Source organism: Rhizobium sp. UFLA01-1127 (assembly GCF_059803845.1).
This window is the reverse complement of the sequence record NZ_JAUQTZ010000083.1, coordinates 1-18,789: the sequence shown is the minus strand read 5'-3', so window position 1 is coordinate 18,789 and position 18,789 is coordinate 1. Positions and strand designations below refer to the sequence as shown.

Annotated in this window: 14 protein-coding genes; 5 read left to right on the top strand and 9 right to left on the bottom strand. The window is 61.6% G+C overall.

The annotated features are described in order from the left end of the window. The first annotated feature begins 2 nt into the window (after window positions 1–2). Window positions 3–443 carry a PIN domain-containing protein gene (locus tag Q4Q11_RS20080; protein WP_498570604.1) on the top strand — a complete coding sequence of 147 codons (441 nt, stop codon included), beginning with the start codon at window positions 3–5 and terminating at the stop codon, window positions 441–443. Here the strand turns inward: Q4Q11_RS20080 and xdhC are convergent. Genes xdhC through uraH form a run of 4 tightly spaced genes read right to left on the bottom strand, consistent with a single transcriptional unit; the run spans window position 433 to window position 5,503 of the window. Next, the gene (gene xdhC, locus Q4Q11_RS20075; protein WP_498570603.1) at window positions 433–1,287 is read right to left on the bottom strand and encodes a xanthine dehydrogenase accessory protein XdhC; all 855 of its coding nucleotides are present in this window, start codon (window positions 1,285–1,287) and stop codon (window positions 433–435) included. The two genes, Q4Q11_RS20080 and xdhC, sit on opposite strands and share 11 nt — an antisense overlap. A gap of 4 nt (window positions 1,288–1,291) precedes the next feature. Then, window positions 1,292–3,646, bottom strand: a complete 2,355-nt coding sequence (xdhB, locus tag Q4Q11_RS20070) for a xanthine dehydrogenase molybdopterin binding subunit (protein ID WP_498570602.1) — start codon at window positions 3,644–3,646, stop codon at window positions 1,292–1,294. A 3-nt stretch (window positions 3,647–3,649) separates the two neighbouring features. Beyond that, entirely contained in the window at window positions 3,650–5,134 is a 1,485-nt protein-coding gene (gene xdhA / locus Q4Q11_RS20065) for a xanthine dehydrogenase small subunit (RefSeq protein ID WP_498570601.1), read from the bottom strand. 3 nt (window positions 5,135–5,137) lie between these two features. Then, window positions 5,138–5,503 (bottom strand): hydroxyisourate hydrolase, encoded by a 366-nt coding sequence (uraH, locus tag Q4Q11_RS20060; RefSeq protein WP_112512545.1) that lies wholly within the window; start codon window positions 5,501–5,503, stop codon window positions 5,138–5,140. Between the two features lie 571 nt (window positions 5,504–6,074). Between uraH and Q4Q11_RS20055 the strand changes: the two genes are divergently transcribed. Beyond that, window positions 6,075–6,560 (top strand): ureidoglycolate lyase, encoded by a 486-nt coding sequence (locus tag Q4Q11_RS20055; protein WP_112512546.1) that lies wholly within the window; start codon window positions 6,075–6,077, stop codon window positions 6,558–6,560. Between the two features lie 150 nt (window positions 6,561–6,710). Here Q4Q11_RS20055 and Q4Q11_RS20050 read toward each other — a convergent pair whose 3' ends face one another. The 4 genes from Q4Q11_RS20050 to Q4Q11_RS20035 all read right to left on the bottom strand — a co-directional run bounded on the left by Q4Q11_RS20050 (window position 6,711) and on the right by Q4Q11_RS20035 (window position 13,874). Beyond that, a complete protein-coding gene (locus Q4Q11_RS20050) occupies window positions 6,711–8,003 on the bottom strand; it encodes an NCS2 family permease (RefSeq protein WP_112512547.1) in 1,293 nt (430 codons plus the stop codon). Window positions 8,004–8,367: 364 nt separating this feature from the next. Then, the gene (locus Q4Q11_RS20045) at window positions 8,368–9,066 is read right to left on the bottom strand and encodes a methyltransferase (RefSeq protein ID WP_498570600.1); all 699 of its coding nucleotides are present in this window, start codon (window positions 9,064–9,066) and stop codon (window positions 8,368–8,370) included. Between the two features lie 147 nt (window positions 9,067–9,213). Beyond that, complete coding sequence (locus tag Q4Q11_RS20040) at window positions 9,214–9,831, bottom strand: 4'-phosphopantetheinyl transferase superfamily protein (protein WP_112512548.1); 618 nt, start codon at window positions 9,829–9,831, stop codon at window positions 9,214–9,216. Further along, a complete protein-coding gene (locus Q4Q11_RS20035) occupies window positions 9,828–13,874 on the bottom strand; it encodes a Pls/PosA family non-ribosomal peptide synthetase (protein ID WP_498570599.1) in 4,047 nt (1,348 codons plus the stop codon). The genes Q4Q11_RS20040 and Q4Q11_RS20035 overlap by 4 nt, the downstream gene beginning before the upstream one ends. Window positions 13,875–14,152: 278 nt before the next feature. Between Q4Q11_RS20035 and Q4Q11_RS20030 the strand changes: the two genes are divergently transcribed. The 3 genes from Q4Q11_RS20030 to Q4Q11_RS20020 are packed head-to-tail and all read left to right on the top strand — an operon-like array spanning window position 14,153 to window position 16,433. Beyond that, a complete protein-coding gene (locus tag Q4Q11_RS20030) occupies window positions 14,153–14,371 on the top strand; it encodes a PepSY domain-containing protein (protein ID WP_498570598.1) in 219 nt (72 codons plus the stop codon). Window positions 14,372–14,373: 2 nt separating this feature from the next. Continuing rightward, entirely contained in the window at window positions 14,374–15,045 is a 672-nt protein-coding gene (locus Q4Q11_RS20025; RefSeq protein ID WP_112512550.1) for a response regulator transcription factor, read from the top strand. Further along, window positions 15,042–16,433, top strand: a complete 1,392-nt coding sequence (locus Q4Q11_RS20020; RefSeq protein ID WP_498570597.1) for an ATP-binding protein — start codon at window positions 15,042–15,044, stop codon at window positions 16,431–16,433. The genes Q4Q11_RS20025 and Q4Q11_RS20020 overlap by 4 nt, the downstream gene beginning before the upstream one ends. Window positions 16,434–16,587: 154 nt before the next feature. On the opposite strand, the gene Q4Q11_RS20015 is transcribed toward Q4Q11_RS20020, so the two are convergent. Next, window positions 16,588–18,654 (bottom strand): methyl-accepting chemotaxis protein, encoded by a 2,067-nt coding sequence (locus Q4Q11_RS20015; protein WP_498570596.1) that lies wholly within the window; start codon window positions 18,652–18,654, stop codon window positions 16,588–16,590. Between the last annotated feature and the right edge of the window lie 135 nt (window positions 18,655–18,789).

Sequence of the window (18,789 nt, the reverse complement as noted above, 5' to 3'; positions counted from 1 at the left end):
TCTTGTATCTTCTGGATACCAATATTGTATCGGCTAATGCGCCGACCAAACGCCATGTCGGCGTTGACGCATTCGCGGCTTGGCTACGCGCCAATAATGACCGGCTCTATGTTTCGGCAATCACCATCGCCGAGATCGAGGCAGGCATCGCCCGCGCTGTCAGAATCGAGGCGGCGACGAAAGCGGAGCACCTGCGCCGCTGGCTCGCAGCGGTGGAACATTTCTATGCCGGCCGCATCCTGCCGTTCGGAATTGAAGAGGCGAGATATGCTGGCTTGATGCTTGACCGAGCGCGCGCTCATGACCCCGGCTTTGAGGACATCGCCATTGCCGCGACTGCCGCCGCGCACGACCTCACTATTTTGACGGCCAATGAGCGCCATTTCGCACCGCTCGGTGTGCCGTTTGCCAACCCATTTAAGCAGTTGCCCGTTATCCGATAACGGATTTTGTCGGCGCTGGCTGCCTTGCCGCCGCCGTCCAGGTCAGCGCCGCCGTCATGATCTCGGCGGCGGCCAGGGTCGCGATGACCGTCGGACGCTTGTCCTTGACCGCCGCTCCGCCGATCGGGCAGGTGAGGCGATCGAAAAGCTCCGCATGGCCGGTTTCGCGCGACAGCCAGTTACGGAAGGTGGCGCGTTTCGTTTTCGAGCCGATCATCCCGACATAGGCGGCATCCGAACGCTTGAGCGCTTCTGCAGCGATCAAGAAATCGAGCGCATGATCATGGGTGAGGATGACGAAGCTGCTGCCGGGCGGCGCATCGCGCACCACAGCCTCGGGCATGGCCGTGAGGCAGGTTTCGATGCGCGGCAGATTGGAGGCGATCAGCTCTTCTTCCCGCGTGTCCACCAGAACGACTCGTAGAGGCCCAAGCGAGAGCGCCAGGGCAAGCGCATCGCCGACATGCCCTGCCCCGAATACATAGACATGTGGACGCGCGGCCATTTCTCGGTCGCTACGGGTGACAAGCTCCTTCGCAAGCTCGGGATCGACTGCTCTGAAGGCAAGTCCCACCCGGCCGCCGCAACATTGGCCGATCTCCGGCCCGAGCGGCACGTTCATCGGCGCGGCGGCAAGGCCGGAGCGCAAAGCGCGGCGCGCCTGATCGATCGCCATATATTCGAGCTGCCCGCCGCCGATCGTTGCAAAAATCGCCCGTTCCGACACCAGCATCCAGGCATCGGTGTCGCGTGGCGCCGAACCCGCGACGCCCGTCACCTCCACAAGGATCGGCGCCGGTTCGCGGCGCAGAAAATCCCGGATATCTTCACGGGCGGCAGGCATTGTTTCACTCCTTTTGTGCGGCCTTCAAACGCTCGATGGCCATCAGTACCCGTTCGGGCGTTGCCGGCGCGTCGAGACGCGGGCAGATCCTATGGTCGGCCACGCTTGCCACCGCGTCCGATAGGGCGTGCAAAACGGACAGGCCGAGCGGCAGCGGCGGCTCACCCACGGCCTTCGAGCGATGGATCGTCGGCTCGTAGGCCTCCGACCAGTCGGTCAGCGCTACATTGAAAATCTTCGGGCGGTCGGATGCAAGCGGGATCTTGTAGGTGGAGGGTGCATGTGTTCTCAGGCGTCCCTTGCCGTCCCACCAGAGTTCTTCCGTCGTCAGCCAGCCCATGCCCTGGATGAAGCCGCCCTCGACCTGGCCGATATCGATCGCCTTGTTCAGCGAGCGGCCGGTATCGTGCAGGATATCCGTGCGCTCGACGACATATTCGCCGGTCAGCGTGTCGATCGATACTTCCGAGCAGGCCGCACCGTAAGCGTAGTAATAGAAGGCGTGGCCACGGCCGGCCTTGCGATCCCAATGGATCTTCGGTGTCTTGTAGAAACCGGCGGCCGAAAGCTGGATGCGCGCCATATAGGCCTTCTTGATGAGATCGGGGAAGGACATCTCGATATCGCCGATCCGCACGCGGTTCGGCAGGAATACCACCTGCTCGCGGGGCACCTGATGGCTTTCCGCCGCAAAGGCGATCAGCCGCTCCTTGATCTGGCGCGCGGCGTTCTGCGCCGCCATGCCGTTCAGGTCCGCGCCGGAAGACGCCGCGGTCGGCGAGGTGTTCGGGACCTTGGCTGTCGTCGTCGCGGTGATCTTCACCCGGTCGAGATCAATCTGGAATTCCTCAGCCACCACCTGCGCCACCTTCAGATGCAGGCCTTGCCCCATTTCGGTGCCGCCATGGTTCATATGCACGGAGCCGTCGCTGTAGACATGGACTAGTGCACCGGCCTGGTTCGCCTCCGTCTTGGTGAAGGAGATGCCGAATTTGACCGGTGTCAGCGCGATGCCGCGCTTGACGATACGGCTCTTCGCATTGGATTCGGCAATCGCCTTGCGGCGCCCGGCATAATCGGCGCTTTCCTCCAGCTCCGCAACGATGCGCGGGATGATGCAATCCTCGACCTTCTGGTGATAAGGCGTGAGGTTGCGCTCACCTTGAACGCCCATTGCGTCGTAGAAATTCAGCTTGCGGATCTCGAGCGGGTCCTTGCCGACGGCGAAGGCCACCTCGTCGATGACGCGCTCGGCGCCGACCATGCCTTGCGGCCCGCCGAAGCCGCGGAAGGCGGTGTTGGAAACAGTATTGGTGTAGAGCGGCGCCGATTTTGCATGCACATGCGGAAAGAAATAGGCGTTGTCGCAGTGAAACAGCGCGCGGTCGCCGACCGGGCCGGAAAGGTCGGCCGAGAAGCCTGCGCGAAGCGCGAAGGTATAGTCGACGGCGAGGATGCGACCCTCATCGTCGAAACCGACTTCATAGTCGATGGCGAAATCATGCCGCTTGCCTGTCGCCACCATGTCTTCGTCGCGGTCGAGCCGGATCTTGACGGCGCGCTTCAGCTTCTTGGCCGCGATGGCCGCGATCGCGGCGCATTGGTTTGCCTGGGTTTCCTTGCCGCCGAAGCCGCCGCCCATGCGGCGCACCTCGATCGTAACAGCATTGCTCGGCACGCCAAGCGCATGGGCGACCATATGCTGCGTCTCGCTCGGACCCTGCGTCGAACAATAGACGACGACCTCGTCGTCTTCGCCGGGCACCGCCAGTGAGACCTGGCCTTCGAGATAGAAATGATCCTGGCCGCCTAGCCGCATGCGACCCTTCACGCGACGCGGCGCGCGCTCAAGGTTTTCCGCCGCATCGCCGCGCTTCAGCGTCAGCGGCGTGACCACCTGGCGATGGGTCGAAACGTCGAGATCCCAGATGTCGATATCAGCTGGCAGTTCCTCATAGTCGATCTTCGCCAGCCGCGCGGCGCGTCGTGCCTGTTCGCGCGTCTCGGCGATCACGCAGAAGATCGGCTGGCCGTGAAATTCGACCTTGCCGGCGGCAAGCACCGGGTCGTCGTTCATGTAGGAGGGTGAGATATCGTTGACGCCGGGCACATCCTGATGGGTGAGCACGGCAACGACGCCGGAAGCTGCGCGCACGGCCGACAGATCGACGGATTTCAGGATGCCGTGGGCGACGGTTGACAGGCCAAGACCGGCGTGAAGCGTGCCAGTGGGTTCGGTGATGTCGTCGATATAGACGGCCGTGCCGGAGACATGCTTATGCGCGGAGTCATGACGGGGACTGGCATGAACCCCGCCGACGATGGTTTCGGCCTTGATGTCTGAAGCATGTTTGTTCATGGCCTATGCCGCCTCGTATCTGGACACCTGCACCGGTGCCGCACTGGATGTCGTTTCCAGGTAGAAACGCAACAGAAGATTCCTCGCTGCGAGCGCCCGGTATCCCGCCGTGGCGCGCATATCGGTCAGCGGTGTGTAATCCTCGGCATATTTGTCCATCGCCGCCTCCACAGTCTTCTCGTTCCAGAGCTGGCCGAGCAGGAATTTTTCGACAGCGAAAGCCCGTTTCGGCGTTGCGGCCATGCCGCCATAGGCGATCCGGATTTCTGCGACCGTGCCATCGGCTGCAAGTGCGAGGCGGAAAGCGCCGAGCGTTGCCGTAATATCCTCGTCCCGGCGTTTCGTCACCTTGTAGACGGCGAATTTGTCATCTGCTGCCGGAACCGGAATATGCACGGCCTCGACGAATTCGCCAGGCTGGCGATCCTGCTTGCCGTACGCGATGAAGAAGTCTTCGAGCGCAATGATGCGCCGGGCGGCGCCCTTGCGCAAGGTGAGCGATGCGCCAAGCGCGATCAGGGCTGGCGGCGTGTCGCCGATCGGCGAGCCGTTGGCGATGTTGCCGCCGATCGTGCCCATGTTGCGCACCTGCTGACCGCCGATGCGGGCAATGAGCGGGCCGAGTGCCGGAACGTGCTGCGAAAGCATGGCGAGCGCTTCCGAATAGGTGACGCCGGCGCCGATGGTTACGACATTGTCTTTGACGGCGATCGACTTCAATTCCTGCAGCCCGGCAATGAAGACGACCGGCGTGATGTCGCGCATATGCTTGGTGACCCAGAGGCCGACATCGGTGGAGCCGGCAACCACGGTCGCGGTCGGCGAGGCTTCGAGGACATCAGCGAAATCATCGAGGCCGGCCGGCACGATCAGCCGATTGCGTCCCTCGCCGATTTCGACGCGCGCGCCATCGGCAAGGGCCTTCAGCCGCGCGAACATGTTCTCGCGCTCGACAAGCAGGGGATCGTTCTGCGTGCCGCCGTAACTGGAGATAGCGCGGGCCGCGCGCAGGATCGGCTCGTAGCCGGTGCAGCGACAGAGATTGCCCTGCAGCGCCGTTTCGATCTGCTGATCCGTCGGATTGGACGTCTGCATCCAGAGCCCGTAGAGCGACATGACGAAGCCCGGCGTGCAGAAGCCGCATTGCGAACCGTGGAAATCGACCATGGCCTGCTGCACCGGATGGAGATGATCGCCGCTGGCTGCCAGATGCTCGACGGTGACGACATGGCAGCCCTCGAGCGAACCGAGGAAGCGGATGCAGGCATTGATGCCTTCATAGACGAGGGTGCCCGCCGGCGTCAGGCGGCCGACCAATACCGTGCAGGCGCCGCAGTCGCCCTCGGCGCAGCCTTCCTTGGTGCCTTTCAGCGAGCGGGAGAGCCGCAGCCAGTCGAGCAGGGTCTGGTCCGGTGCGATGTCCCGGAGCGCAACGTCCTCACCGTTCAGGATGAAGCGCAGTTCGGAGCGGATTTTTGCGGCGGTCATCATTCAGCTCCCGCGATAGGTGGAATAGCTGTAGGGCGAGAGGAGCAGCGGTACATGGTAATGCGCGTTCTCATCGGCAAGGCCGAAGCGGATAGGAATGATATCCAGAAACATCGGGCCAACGGTCGGGCGCCCGAGATAGTCTCCCGCATGGAAGCGCAGCTCGTAAGTGCCGATCTGCATGGTTTCGCCTGATAGCAGCGGCGCGTCGCAGCGGCCATCATCGTTGGTTTTGGCGGATTTCAGGAGATGCGCTTTATCGTCGTCGATCCGGTATAGGTCGATGCGCAGACCCTCGGCGGGCTTGCCGAGCGCGGTGTCCAGCACATGGGTCGTGAGCCGACCGGCTCCTGGCGAATGAGACTGCATGCTTTTCTCCCGAGCCTAGCACTTCTGTCTCCACTATCCGCCAGACCCATACCTCTGAAAAGCAGCTGTAACGTTCGAGACTTTCAAATTTTCCAAGGGGAATGGCGCTTGCGATTTGCGGTTAGAGATTGGCAAGCGAAAACGTTTGGAGGAACGTTTCATGCGGTATCGACGCAATATGCCTGGATATGGCCGACCCCTTTTGCGGGTCACCCACAAGATGCAACAGGCTTCGGCATAGAAATCTGTCTTAAATAAAGAAGGCGGTGAGGGCAGTCGGCCGAATTACGCGCCTGTTTTGGCGAGCCTTGCAGGCATTGGTCCACAACATTCGATTCGGCCGCCGACCATGCGCTGGCAAGGGTAGCCAGGAACAGACTCTACGATCCCTGGGGGAGTATTCGTAAGTAAATTCTTACGGAAAATGACAGAGCTACGCTGGTCGTATGGAATGCGATCTGCGCTCCGGGCGAACCCGGCCGTCCTACCGCAGGCCATACATCGAACTTCACAAGATCTATCACCGATCGAGGCCGAGGAGACTTCGAGGAATGAAAACGGGAGACCATGGATGAAAGTGATCGAAATTCAGCCGCTGACCAGAGCCGCATTTGCCCCCTACGGCGATGTGATCGAAATGGAGGGCGCACGCAGCTATCCCATCAATGCCGGGAAATGCGTTCGTTATCACGACCTCGCGAAAATCGAAGCGATCGGCGAGGAGGCAAGAACGATGATCAGCTGGCTGCGCGGCGAACCCTATACGCTGCCGCTGGAGCTGCGGATGGTGGAGCGGCATCCCCTCGGCAGCCAGGCTTTCGTTCCGCTGTCCAGCCATCCGTTCCTCGTCGTTGCGGCGCGGCAAACGGATAATGGGCCAAGCGAGCCGGTTGCTTTCCGCACCAAACCAGGGCAGGGCGTCAACATCTGGCGCAATGTCTGGCACGGGATTCTGACTCCCCTCGACGGCATCTCCGACTTCATCGTTGTCGATCGCGGCGGCAAGGGCGTCAATCTCGAGGAGCATTTCTATGGAGAGACGTTCCTGATCCGCTGAAAGGAGCCGGACTGGTTCGCATACTGGAAGGGGTGCTGCCATCGCAGCGTCCCTTATTTGCTGGGTTAAGTTCCCATTTTCAACAGTCCGCAAATGCAAAAGACCGGGTCATTCCAGTGAATGACCCGGTCTTGCATCTGATACCTGCCGTTAATCCGCAAAGAAGGCGAAGCGCACCACGAACAGGGCTGCGACGATCTGCGTTGCGGGATGCAGCATCGACCAGCGGCCGGTGCAGATCTTGATGATCACGTAGCTCACGAAACCGAAGGCAAGGCCGTTGGCGATCGAGTAGGTGAAAGGCATTGCGAGCGCGGTGATGGCAGCCGGTGCAGCCTCGGTGAGGTCGTCCCATTCGATCTCGGTCAGCTCGCGCATCATTAGGCCGGCAACGTAGAGCAGCGCCGGAGCCGTCGCATAGGCAGGAACGGAAGCTGCGAGCGGCGAAAAGAAGAGCGCGGCGATGAAGAACACGGCGATGGTGAGAGCCGTCAGGCCCGTACGGCCTCCGGCCTGAACGCCCGATGCACTCTCGACGAACGCTGTCGTGCTGCTGGTGCCCATCAGCGAGCCGGCGACGATGGCGGCACTGTCGGCAAGCAAAGCTCTGCTCAACCGGTTCGGTTTTCCTTCCTGGATAAGGTTTGCCCGCTTGGCAATACCGATCAGCGTCCCGGTGGCGTCGAAGACTTCGACGAGCACGAAGACGAGGATGATGTGTATCAGCCCTCCATGAAGAGCGCCGACGATATCGAGCTGCAGAAAGGTCGGCATGATCGACGGCGGCGCCGAGAGGATACCGTGAAACTGGCTGACGCCCAGGATCCAGGAGAGGACGGTGACGGCGAGAATGCCGATCAGGATCGATCCCCTTACTCTCAGCGCATCAAGAACCGCGATGACGAAGAAGCCGAAGATTGCCAGGAGAGGGCCGGTCTGCTTCAGGTCTCCAAGGCCAACGAGCGTTGCCTTGTTGGCGACGACGATGCCGGCACCCTTGAGTGCGATGATCGCGAGGAAAAGGCCGATACCTGCGGCGATTGCGCTTCTGAGCGAGTGCGGAATTCCGGCAATCAGCCAGCTTCGGACGCCGGTAACCGTCAGCAGCACGAAGATGGAACCGGAAATGAAGACGGCACCGAGCGCTTGTTGCCAGGTAAAGCCGAGTGTTGCGACCACGGTAAAGGCGAAGAAGGCATTGAGCCCCATGCCGGGCGCCATCCCGATCGGCCAATTGGCAACAAGGCCCATGACGATGGAGCCCAGGGCTGCCGCAAGACAGGTGGCGACGAAGACGGCATTGCGATCCATGCCGGTCGTCGAGAGAATGTCGGGATTGACGAAGATGATATAGGACATCGTCAGAAACGTCGTCACGCCTGCGATGAATTCGGTGCGCGCGGATGTACCGTGCTCACTCAATTTGAAAATTCGTTCAAGCATTGTTCCTCCCTAAGCGTTCCAGACGCTCGTAAAACCATGGGGCTTGCCTGCATCTCCTCCGGATGCGGACCGCGAGAAGCGGCTTTAAACGCTTCGTGGCGAGGGCGGATTGTGCGCTTTTAATCGCTTTGCGCGCTAGAGCCGGATTTCCCTGCAATTCGCGAAAGTCATTCTAGTTTTTCAGGCTATTTCCGCGCGGATCGATTTTCATTTGAAGGGAAATCGCCGTTTGGCCCGGAGCGCAATCGCCCCATATCATCGGCCGAGCAGGCATTGTCATATGATCAACAGATCAAAGCAGGCCGTGCCAGTCAATACGCGATCGGCAGCACAGTTCCTTATGTCACGGGCGAGAGGCAAATCCTTACCAGAGACCGGGCATCAGCCTGAACCGCACGCGACGGGTGTAGTCGGCATAACCTTCCAGCTCGGCGTGCAGCAGCGCATCTTCCCAGCTCGTGCGCAGGATCAGTAAACCGCTTGCCCAGGCGGCAGGAAGCAAGGCCCACCAGGAGCCGAGCGCCAATGCCAGGCCGGCAAACACCAGGATCGCACTGACATAGCCGGGATGGCGCACGAATGCGTAGGGACCGTTGCTGATGACGTGCTGGCCGCGTTCGCGCTGGAGGCGGACACCGGGCTCGAAAAAGCGATTGACGGCTTGTGCCCAAGTGCCGAGCGCAATGCCGGCCGCAAGCAGGATATAACCCAGGATCATGACGGAGACCGGCATCGCCGACCACGCCATCCTTCCGGCATCCAAGGCTGCGAGAGGTATTTCGGCGATCATCCCAAGCAAGATGAGCGAGACCAGAATGAGATCCCAGCGTTTGGTCCCGGTCTGGAAGCGGCTGCGCGCCCTGAAGATCGCGGGGTTCACCCGACGCATGATCAGGATCGCTATCCCATAGCTGATCGCGAGGAAGGCAATGAAGATCCAGCCGGGCCGCCAGCCGAGGCTGCCGGCAGGCAAGAAGACGAGCATGAGCAGCGCCAGCGGCAGGCAGATTGCATAGGATATGGCCTTCGCGCGTGACATGGGTTCGGGATCGGTAACGGTCATGTGTTTGCTCCGTGCCAGGCAAACTTTCGGCACCTTTCGATGCATTCATACCGTATAGATGGTGCTATCGGCAGATTGCGCAATCTGATGCTTGACAGGTCTCCATGATGGCAGTCGCGCCGAAATGCTCGCTACGAGCGACGCGCTTCAGCTCAGCTCCCTGGCAAGGGCGCAATAGACCGGCTTCTCGGCCGGCGCGGCAAACCGGGTTACGGTGAGCGCGATCGGCGGCAGCCGCGAGCCGGCTTCCAGACGCATGGTTGCTCCGTCGATCTGGATGAGGTTCAGATGTTTCGCCAGATCCGGCTCGTCCAGCCCGTCGAAAATACCGCGGCCGCTGATCTTCAATGCAGCCTCCTTGGCGACCCAGAGGCGATAGCAGAGCTCCAGCGCTGTCGCGCTATCGAGCGGGGCGAGCGCGGCGGCTTCCTTTTTCGAGAAATGGTCGGCGGCAAAGGCAATCGGGTCGAAGCCGTTGGCATCTTCGGCCTCGATATCGACGCCAACTGCGGCATCGGGCGAAAAACCCGCCAATAGCAAGTCGCTGCGATGTGAAAGCGAAACACCCAATTCGTGATAAGGCGGGCCTAGTGCCGGCCGGTCGCTCGGCCGGCGATAGATGGAAAGATCGTCCCGCTGTGCGGCGCTTCTCAAGGCGGCTTGCGCCGCTTCGTCACGCTCTTCCCGTCCGCCCGGTACCGGGCGGACCAGGACGGCGATCGCATCCGCGACCGCCAGGACGACCTCGGATCGAGCGGCCGTCATGCCGCCGCGGAGGGCAGGGCCTCTTTTTGAGCAACGGGAGCGGCTTCCTGTTCGGCTTGAACGGCCTGGGCAGGTGTGCCGACCCAGGAGGTGCCTGCCGGGATGGCTTCGCCCTTCATGACCAGGGTCAGCTGTCCGATTTCCGCGAAATCACCGACATTGGCCTCGTAGAGCACCGTGCTGCCCGAACCGATGGACACACCGCTGCCGATCTTGATGAGGCCCACCTTCATGATGCGGTCTTCGTAGAGATGGGTCTGCGGGCAGGAGCCCATGTTGAGGACGGCATGGTCGCCGATGCTGGTGCAGTCGAACTCGCAGATGTCGGTGCTGTTGATCCATGCGCCCTGGCCGACCTTGGTGCCGAAGGGACGCAGCAGCCAGGGCAGGAAGGGCGTGCCGCGCAGATAATCGAGCAGCATCTTGCTCGCAAGCCCGCCGTAGAAGACCGCGACGGCCTCGGTACGCATCGCCCACCAGGACCACATCGGCCGGTTCATCGGCTTGTAGGTGCCGATCAGCGTCCATTTGAAGGCGACGGATACGAGATAAAGGATACCCGAGGTCGCCAGGCCGGCAGCCATCAGTGTCCAGAAAAGGCTGCCCCAGGCACCATTGTCGATTTCGCCGGCCAGCATGTCGGACATCGCAAGCGCCATGACGATCAGGATGGCGGTGGGCAGTGACGTATGCATGGCCTCGAACACGATGCGCACAAGGCGCATGCGCAGCGGCGGCGCATAGGTGGCGGTCGCCGCGGCCTGCAGTCTTTCGCGCGTCGGAAACTCGAAGGCAGGGCTGCCGCACCAGGTTTCGCCTGCCTTGACGTGCAGGGAATCCGGCAGGCGCGTCTTGATGCCGATGAGCGAATCGCTCTCGATCACAGCGCCCTGCGAGATGACGGAGGAATTGCCGAAGAAGCAGCGATCCCCGGTCTTCAGGCGCTTGAGCACCATCCAGCCGTTCTGGATTTCCTCGTCGCCGAAAATCGTCTCATCGCCGATGAAGTTGTCGCGGCCCATTTCGATGAGATCGTAGCGACCGGCGAAGTTTGCCGAGATTTCCGTACCCTTGCCGATCTTGGCACCCATCAGGCGGTACCAATTGCGCATGAAGACGGTGGCATAGAGCGAATTCAGGGTTTCAAGCATCGCCTCGGTGGTCAGGCCGACGACCCATTTGCGGAAATAGAGATTACCGAAAATGGAATAGCGGCCCGGCACGACACGAGGCAGCAGCACCCATCTGAGCGCCACGACGACAGCCATGGACACGACGATGAGCAGGAAAGCGGCCGGCCAGGAGAGCGCGGCGATCATTCCCCAGGACAAAGGCTCGTCGGTGCCTGGCGCGTACATCTGCTGGACGGCAGTGAAAAGATAGAAAGCCGGGAAGATCGGCAGAAGACCGACGACGAGGCTGAGATTGTAGGCGACGAAATAGGCGGCGAACTGGAATACGCGCCCGACAGTTCCAAGCTCCGGATGAGCGGGCATATCCTCGTGTTCCACATGACCCGTCTTGTGTGCCGGCGAGCCGTCCCAGCGGGTGTGGGCTTCGACATGCGTACCGGCGGCGATCGCGGTCAGATCACCGATGACGGCACCGTCGCCGATCTTGACGTTGTGGCCGATGACGGAGCCGTTGCCGATCTGTACGCCTTCGCCGATGTCGATCGTACCGACATGGATCTGGTTGCCGATGACTTCGACATTGGCAAGCTTCAGCTTGACGCCGAGGCTGGACCGTGCGCCGACGCGCACCAGGTCGATCGCGCCTTCCTCGAATTCGTCGATCATCGCATCCTTGCCGACCTTGGCACCAAGGGCACGCATATAGACACGCATGAGCGGCGAGCCTTTAAGGAATTTTGGTGCGGTGAGCTGAACGATGCGCTGCATCAGCCAGATGCGGAAATAATATGTACCCCACAGCGGATAGACGCCGGGGCGCGTGCGGCCGATGACGAGCCATTTGAGGGCGACGACGAGCAGCTTCTCGCCAAGATTGAGGCCGAGATAGACGCTGCCGAGAACGAGAATCTCGTTCCAGAGCGAGGCGCCGTCATCGATCAGCAGGATCGAGGCGAGCAGCAGGCCGATCCATTGCAGCGTCGCGATCGCGACGATGAAAGGCAACACCACGGCCTGGGCCAAGCCGCAGAGGAAGCGCCGGCGCCAGGGAGCCGGTTCGAAATTCTTCCGCTCCTGCTGCCCGGAGGCGCGCTCCATGCGCTGCTCCAGGATGGCCGCGATGCCCCGCAGGGTACGGCCGGCGTAGACGTCACGCAGGGCAATACCCGCAAGCTGCGGGATCTTGCGGACTTCGGAAACAAACCGGGCTGCCAGCATGGAATGGCCGCCGAGCTCGGTGAAGAAATCAGCTTCGAAATTGATGGAGCGCAGGCGAAGCGCTTCGGCCGCAGCCTTCAGCAATTGTGCTTCGGTCCATGTACGCGGCGGTTCCTGCACCTGGACCGATTGATCGGCCACCAGCGGGATCGCAGCGAGCGTTTTCCTGTCGATCTTGCCGGAAGGGAGCCGCGGCAGCGATACATGGCTGTGCCAGGCTGCAGGTACCATATAAGGCGGCAGCTTGGCGGCAAGCACGGCGCGCGCCTTCTCGCGATCGAAATCGTTGCTGGTCGTCACGACATGCGCAACGAGCATTTCCTCTCCGTCCGGCGGCCGGTGCACGACCACGGAGGCAGCTTTCACGTCCGCAAGCTCGCCGACCACGGTCTCGATCTCGCCGAGTTCGATGCGGTAGCCGCGTATCTTCACCTGATCATCGATGCGGCCGAGGAAGTGGAGCTCGCCTTCCTCGTCCATCAATACGGCGTCGCCGCTGCGATAGAGCACCGGATCGCCATTGGCCGCGAAGGGGTTGGCGATGAACTTGGCATCGGTCAGCTGCGGCAGGTTTCTGTATCCTGCGGCAACACCCGGCCCGCCGATCAGCAGCTCGCCGGTATCTCCGCGCGCAACGAGCTGCAGGTTGTCGTCAACGACGTAGGCGGTCGTGTTCGCGATCGGGCAGCCGATCGTGATCGGCCGCGAGGCGTCAAGTTCGGCATAGGTCGCCACGACAGTCGTCTCGGTGGGTCCGTAGGTATTGATCAGGCGTCGGCCGGGTTTGGAGAAGCGGCTGACGATCGCCGGAGGGCACGCTTCACCGCCGACGATGATGACGCGTAGGCTTTTGACATCACGCTCCAGCATGGTGAGCAGGGTCGGCACGGTGTCGATGACCGTAATCTTTTCCGCTTCCAGCACGTCGGCGAGCCTGTCGAGCTCCGCCATGACAGCCGATGTCGCCACCTTCAGGGTCGCGCCGACCAGATAGGGAACGAATATTTCCTCAAGCGAAAGATCGAAGGCGACTGAAGCCTGCTGAAGGACGACATCCGATTCGACCATGCCGAGAACGTCGTTACCCGCCCTCAGATAATGGCAGATGTTTCCATGCGTAACGACGATCCCTTTTGGCTTGCCGGTGGAGCCGGAAGTATAGATGGCGTAAGCGGGATCACGGTTCGTCGCGGCGCGCGGAGCGATGCCATTGCCATGCTCGGCAAGCAGCTCCTTGAGGATAAGCGTCTGACCGTCGAAGGCAGGCGCCACGGCCGCCTTCTCGTCATGCGTCAACAGCCATTTCGCGCCACAATCGGCAAGGCTCACCGCGATGCGGTCGGCAGGGGCAGCGGCATCGAAGGGAATGTAGGCGGCGCCTGCCTTCAGGATAGCAAGAAGCGCGACATGAAGCTCAAGAGAGCGCTGGAACCACAGGCCGACGAAATCACCCGGGCCGATGCCGCGGCGGCTGAGTGCACGCGCGGCCTCATCCGACAGCCGATCGAGTTCGGCATAGGTCATCGCCTCGGCGGTTCCGATCAGGGTCAGCGCCGTTTTGTCGGGGCTGCGGGCGACCGTTGCCTTGAATATGTCCACCAGGGTTTCATTGCGGATGAATTCAGGCCGCATGCCGCCTGAGAAAACCGAGAGGCTGGCATTTGGGGTAATCGACGAAATCTGGATAGTCATGGTAACTTCTACGGAACGAAACTCGGCACAATCAGCGTGCCATTTGTCAATGCTTATACACCTTCCAATTTGCAGCTCTCTTACGCGCGTTGTCAGTGAATTGTAATGTTGAGCCAGCTATAATTAGAACAGCGTGAGACACGGCCTGCGTGCAGTTTTTTTAAGAAGGATGAATATCGTTGCGCATATTCGGGCGAAGAGCCGGCTGGCCCCGCCGGCTGTCCGTTCTCTTGGTGGCGGCTTTGCTGAGTTCTTTAGGCACGGACGCATCTGCTCGTTTGCATAGTAGCGTTCTGGTCGAGGATGGCGGCGCATTGCGGCCGCTGCGCGAGATCTATGCGGTAGTCGCACGGGAAATGCCGGGCAAGGTCCTGCGAATCAAGCGGGTTCGCCGCGCGGGGCGCCAGGCCTATGCCGTGCGTGTCTTGAAGCCTGACGGCAAACGTGGTGACATAGTCCTCGACGGCGCAACGCTCGCCGTGATCGAGAGACGCTGACAATGCGCATTCTGATTGCTGAAGATGAGCCCAGCATCGTGGCGGACATGCGCCGCTGTCTGGAGGATCAGCATTATGTCGTCTCGACCGTAAGCAACGGCGAGGAGGCGTGGTATCGCGGCGATGTCGAGCATTTCGATCTCGTCATCCTCGATCTCGGGCTTCCGAAGCTGGATGGCCTGACGGTATTGCGGCGCTGGCGTGCCGAGCGCCGCGGCATGCCAGTGATCATATTGACGGCCCGTGACGGTTGGCGCGACAAAGTCGACGGCATGGACGCCGGCGCCGACGACTATTTGACCAAGCCGTTTCGCATGGAAGAGCTTCTGGCGCGCGTGCGTGCGCTGATGCGCCGCGCGGCCGGGCAATCGTCTCCCATCCTTTCCAATGGCGTGCTGGAACTCGATACGCGCCAGCGCACCGTTTCGTTTCGTGGGCAGCCGGTGCAGGTCACCGCCCTCGAATATCGGCTTCTTGCCTATCTGATGCACAATGTCGGCACCGTGCTTTCCAGGTCGCAGATCGCCGACAGCATCTATGACGAGGAGACGGAGCTTTTGTCGAATGCGCTTGAAGTCGTCGTCGCACGCCTCAGGCGCAAGTTCGATGGAACGGTCATAGAGACCCGCCGCGGACAGGGCTACGTCATTCCACGCGAGGCGCCGCCGTCATGACCCCGTTCTCGCTGCGGGGACGGTTGCTGCTCGGTTCGGCTGTGGCGATCATCGTTGCAACATTTCTGGCGGGCGTCGGCATCAACGCCATTTCCGGGCTGGCGGTGAGGGCGCTCGCGCTGTCCGAGATAGATGAGGAATTGCGTGTCCTGCTGGCCGCGGTCGATATCAACTCATCAAACCAACTTTTTCTTGACGACACGCCGACGGATTCCCGCTTCGGCATCCCGAACGGCGGTTTCTATTGGCAGATCGGGCGCAACGGCACCGTCGAGCTGCGCTCGCAATCGCTCTGGGAGCAGAATCTGTCCTGGCTTCGCTCCCGCCCGCGCGATGCCGGCCGGGCAACGGACATGAAGGGGCCGAATGGCGGGCATCTTCTCGCTGTCGAACGATCCATCTCGATTCCCTCGGCCAGCGGCGATCAGACCGTCGACATTCTGATGGCGCTCGACAATCGCGAACTTGCGCCGGCACGCTGGCGCTTCTTCTATGCCATGGCGCCCTCGCTCGGCGTGCTTTCGGGTGCCCTGATCGTGGCGGTGGTGGCCTTTCTGCGATATGGGCTGCGGCCGCTGAACGATCTGCGCGCGGCCTTGATGGCGGTGCAGGAGCGATCCGCGCGCAAGATTACAGGCCAGTTTCCGCGGGAGGTCCAGCCGCTCGTCGACGATCTCAACGGCCTGCTGGCATCCCGCGAGACGCAGTTGACGCAGGCGCGCGCCCGCGCCGGCGATCTTGCCCATGGTCTCAAGACGCCGCTCGCCGCACTCGAGGCGACCGCGCGTACGCTTTCGGAAGAGGGTATGTCGGAGAGGGCGGCGGCGATCCAGACGGAGGTCAGCCGGATGGAGGCACAGATCAAGCGGACGCTGGCGCAAACGCGCGCAAGCCTGGCAGCCGCCCATACGGTCGGCGTCATGAACGCCGGCGCGGACCTGCAGAAAATCATCTCCGTCATGCGGCGCCTGTCGCGCGAGCGGGAGATCGATTTCGAACTTGCGGCCCCGCCCGAGATGTGGCTGGCGATCGACGAGGCGGATTTTGCTGACATTACCGGCAATCTGATCGACAATGCGCGGAAATGGACGGCAGGCAAGGTCAAGGTCCGCCTATCGCAGCTGCCCGAGCAAGGGGGCGTGGAGCTGCGCATCGAGGACGATGGTCCAGGCCTGCCCGAGGATGCGGAGATGGCCTTCATCCGCCGCGGCCGGCGGCTGGACGAAAGCATCGCCGGGACCGGCTTCGGCCTGGCGATCGTGAAGGATCTGGTGGAAGCCTATGACGGCAAGCTGACGCTTGCCCGCTCCGATCTCGGCGGATTGTCGGTCACAGTCAACCTGCCGGCACGGCTGATCAAGGACAAGCAGTCGGTACTGGAGGGCTGATCGGGCCAGGTTTTTCGCTGCCGCGCCATCGACTTGCGGGACGAGCTATCTTTGTTTCCAACGGATCGCGCAAGCGCGCGATCCTGGTTGACAGATTTGAATGGTGCCGTGCCTGGCCGATCGGGATCAAACGGCTGAACCAGAACCGTATCCCTCAGGCGGCGCGGCGGGGGCGTGTCTCATGGACCGTCTGCTCGGCAATGCGGAATTGAGCCAGCAGCTCATTCAGCGTCGCGGCTTCCGATGCCAGGCCATGGCTTGCGGCGGTCTGTTCCTCCACCATGGCCGCGTTCTGCTGGGTGCCCTGATCCATGGTGTTGACGGCCGTGTTGATCTCCTGCAGGCCGGTCGATTGTTCGCGTGAAGCTCGCACGATCGCCTCTATATTGCGATTGATCTCCTGGACATCGCGGACGATTACCTCGAGCGCTTCGCCCGTCTGGTTGACCAGGGTGACGCCGTTCTTGACCTGCTCGCCCGAGGCGGTGATCAGGGACTTGATTTCCTTGGCCGCCTGTGCGGAGCGTTGGGCGAGCTCGCGGACTTCCTGGGCAACCACGGCAAAGCCCTTGCCGGCTTCGCCAGCGCGCGCCGCTTCGACACCGGCATTGAGCGCAAGCAGGTTCGTCTGAAAGGCGATATCGTCAATGACACCGATGATGTTGGAAATCTCGCCGGAGGATTTTTCGATCATGTTCATCGCGCCGACGGCCTTTTCGACGATCTGCCCGGATTTTTCCGCACCGCCGCGAGCCCGGGTGACAAGCTGGCCGACTTCCTCCGCCCGGCGGGCGCTGTCCCTGACGGTGGTGGTGATTTCCTCGAGAGCTGCCGCTGTCTCCTCGACAGAGGCTGCCTGCTGCTCGGTGCGCCGGGCGAGGTTATCGGCAGCGGCGCGGATTTCTCCGGCACCCGTGTCGATTGCCCGGGCATTGCGTCCGACGGTCGCCATGGCTTCATGCAGCCTTGCAACCGAGGTATTGAAGTCGTTGCGCAGACGATCGAGATCGCCGGCAAAGGGAACCGTGATGCGATGGACGAGATCGCCATCCGCAAGACGGCCAAGCCCATCGGCAAGCGATTGCACGGCCGCAGCGATCTGCTCTTCTTCGCTGGCCTTGAGAGCTTCGCGTTCGCGCCGCTCCTGTTCGCTGGACATCCTGGTATCTTCGGCCTCTTTCGCAAGGCGGCCTCGCTGGATCATGTTGTCCCGGAAAACGGCGACCGCGGCTGCCATGCGGCCGAGTTCGTCCTTGCGATCGGTTCCAGGAATCGCGGCGGAGACGTCGCCGCCTGCGAGCCTGCCCATGACGCTCGTCATTTCAAGCACCGGGCGGACGACCAATCGCGACAGCAGGGCTGCCAATACGGCGATCAGGGCGACAACGCCGATGAGAGTCGCAGCCGCGGCCGCAATCCGGAACTTGGCAACGCCGGCAAAGGCCTGATCACGATCGATCTGAACTCCGAGATACCAATCGGCGCGGGGCAGGCCCTGAATGGGCAGGAAACTGACAAGAACCGATCTGCCGTTAAAGGTCGTCTCGAAAATGCCGGAGCCAACGGCGGGCGTCGCTTGCGGGAAGGCGTCGGCGAGTTTCTTGGTCACCAGTTGCTGATCCTGATGGACGAGAATGGTCCCATCGCTCTTCACCAGGAATGCCGAACCCTTGCCGCCCATCGTGACCGACTTGATCATGGAGACTAGCGAGCCGAGCGAAAAATCGCTTGCCGCGACACCGAAGAGCTTGCCGTCGCGCTTGACCGGCATGGCGGCGCTGATGATGAGATTGCCCGTCGAGGCATCATTGTAGGGATCGGTCAGCACCAGCCTGTCGGCTTGAACGGCATCCTTGTACCAGGGACGCTTGCGGGGATCGTAGCCTGCCGGAAGCGGCTGATTGGGAACGCTGGTGAAGACGCCTTGCTCGTCACCCACATAGGTCGACATGAACTCCCGCAACAGGACGGGATTGTCGAAAGCACTGGTGATCGCCGCCGGATTTCCGGCTTTGGCAGCGGCATTGGCGGCAAGCTCGGTCAGCATGACACGGGCGCCCAGCCAGTTGGAAATGCTCTGGGACGATTGGAGGCCGGAGGATTCGATCTCTCCTTTGACCGCGTCGCGAGTTGCAGTGCGCTGAAGGCTGTCGATATAAATTGAAAAGCCGCAAAGGGCAGCAATGACGACCAGCGATGCCACCACCAAGATCTTCGTCATCAGATTAAAACGGGCCTGCACGGGACGGTCCTTTGAAATGATCCGGCGTCTTGCTGAAAGGGCCAGCGCGCCGAAATGAGCCAAATGACATAATCATTTCAAACAATGCCGTCATGGCGCCGCGCATGTCATGAA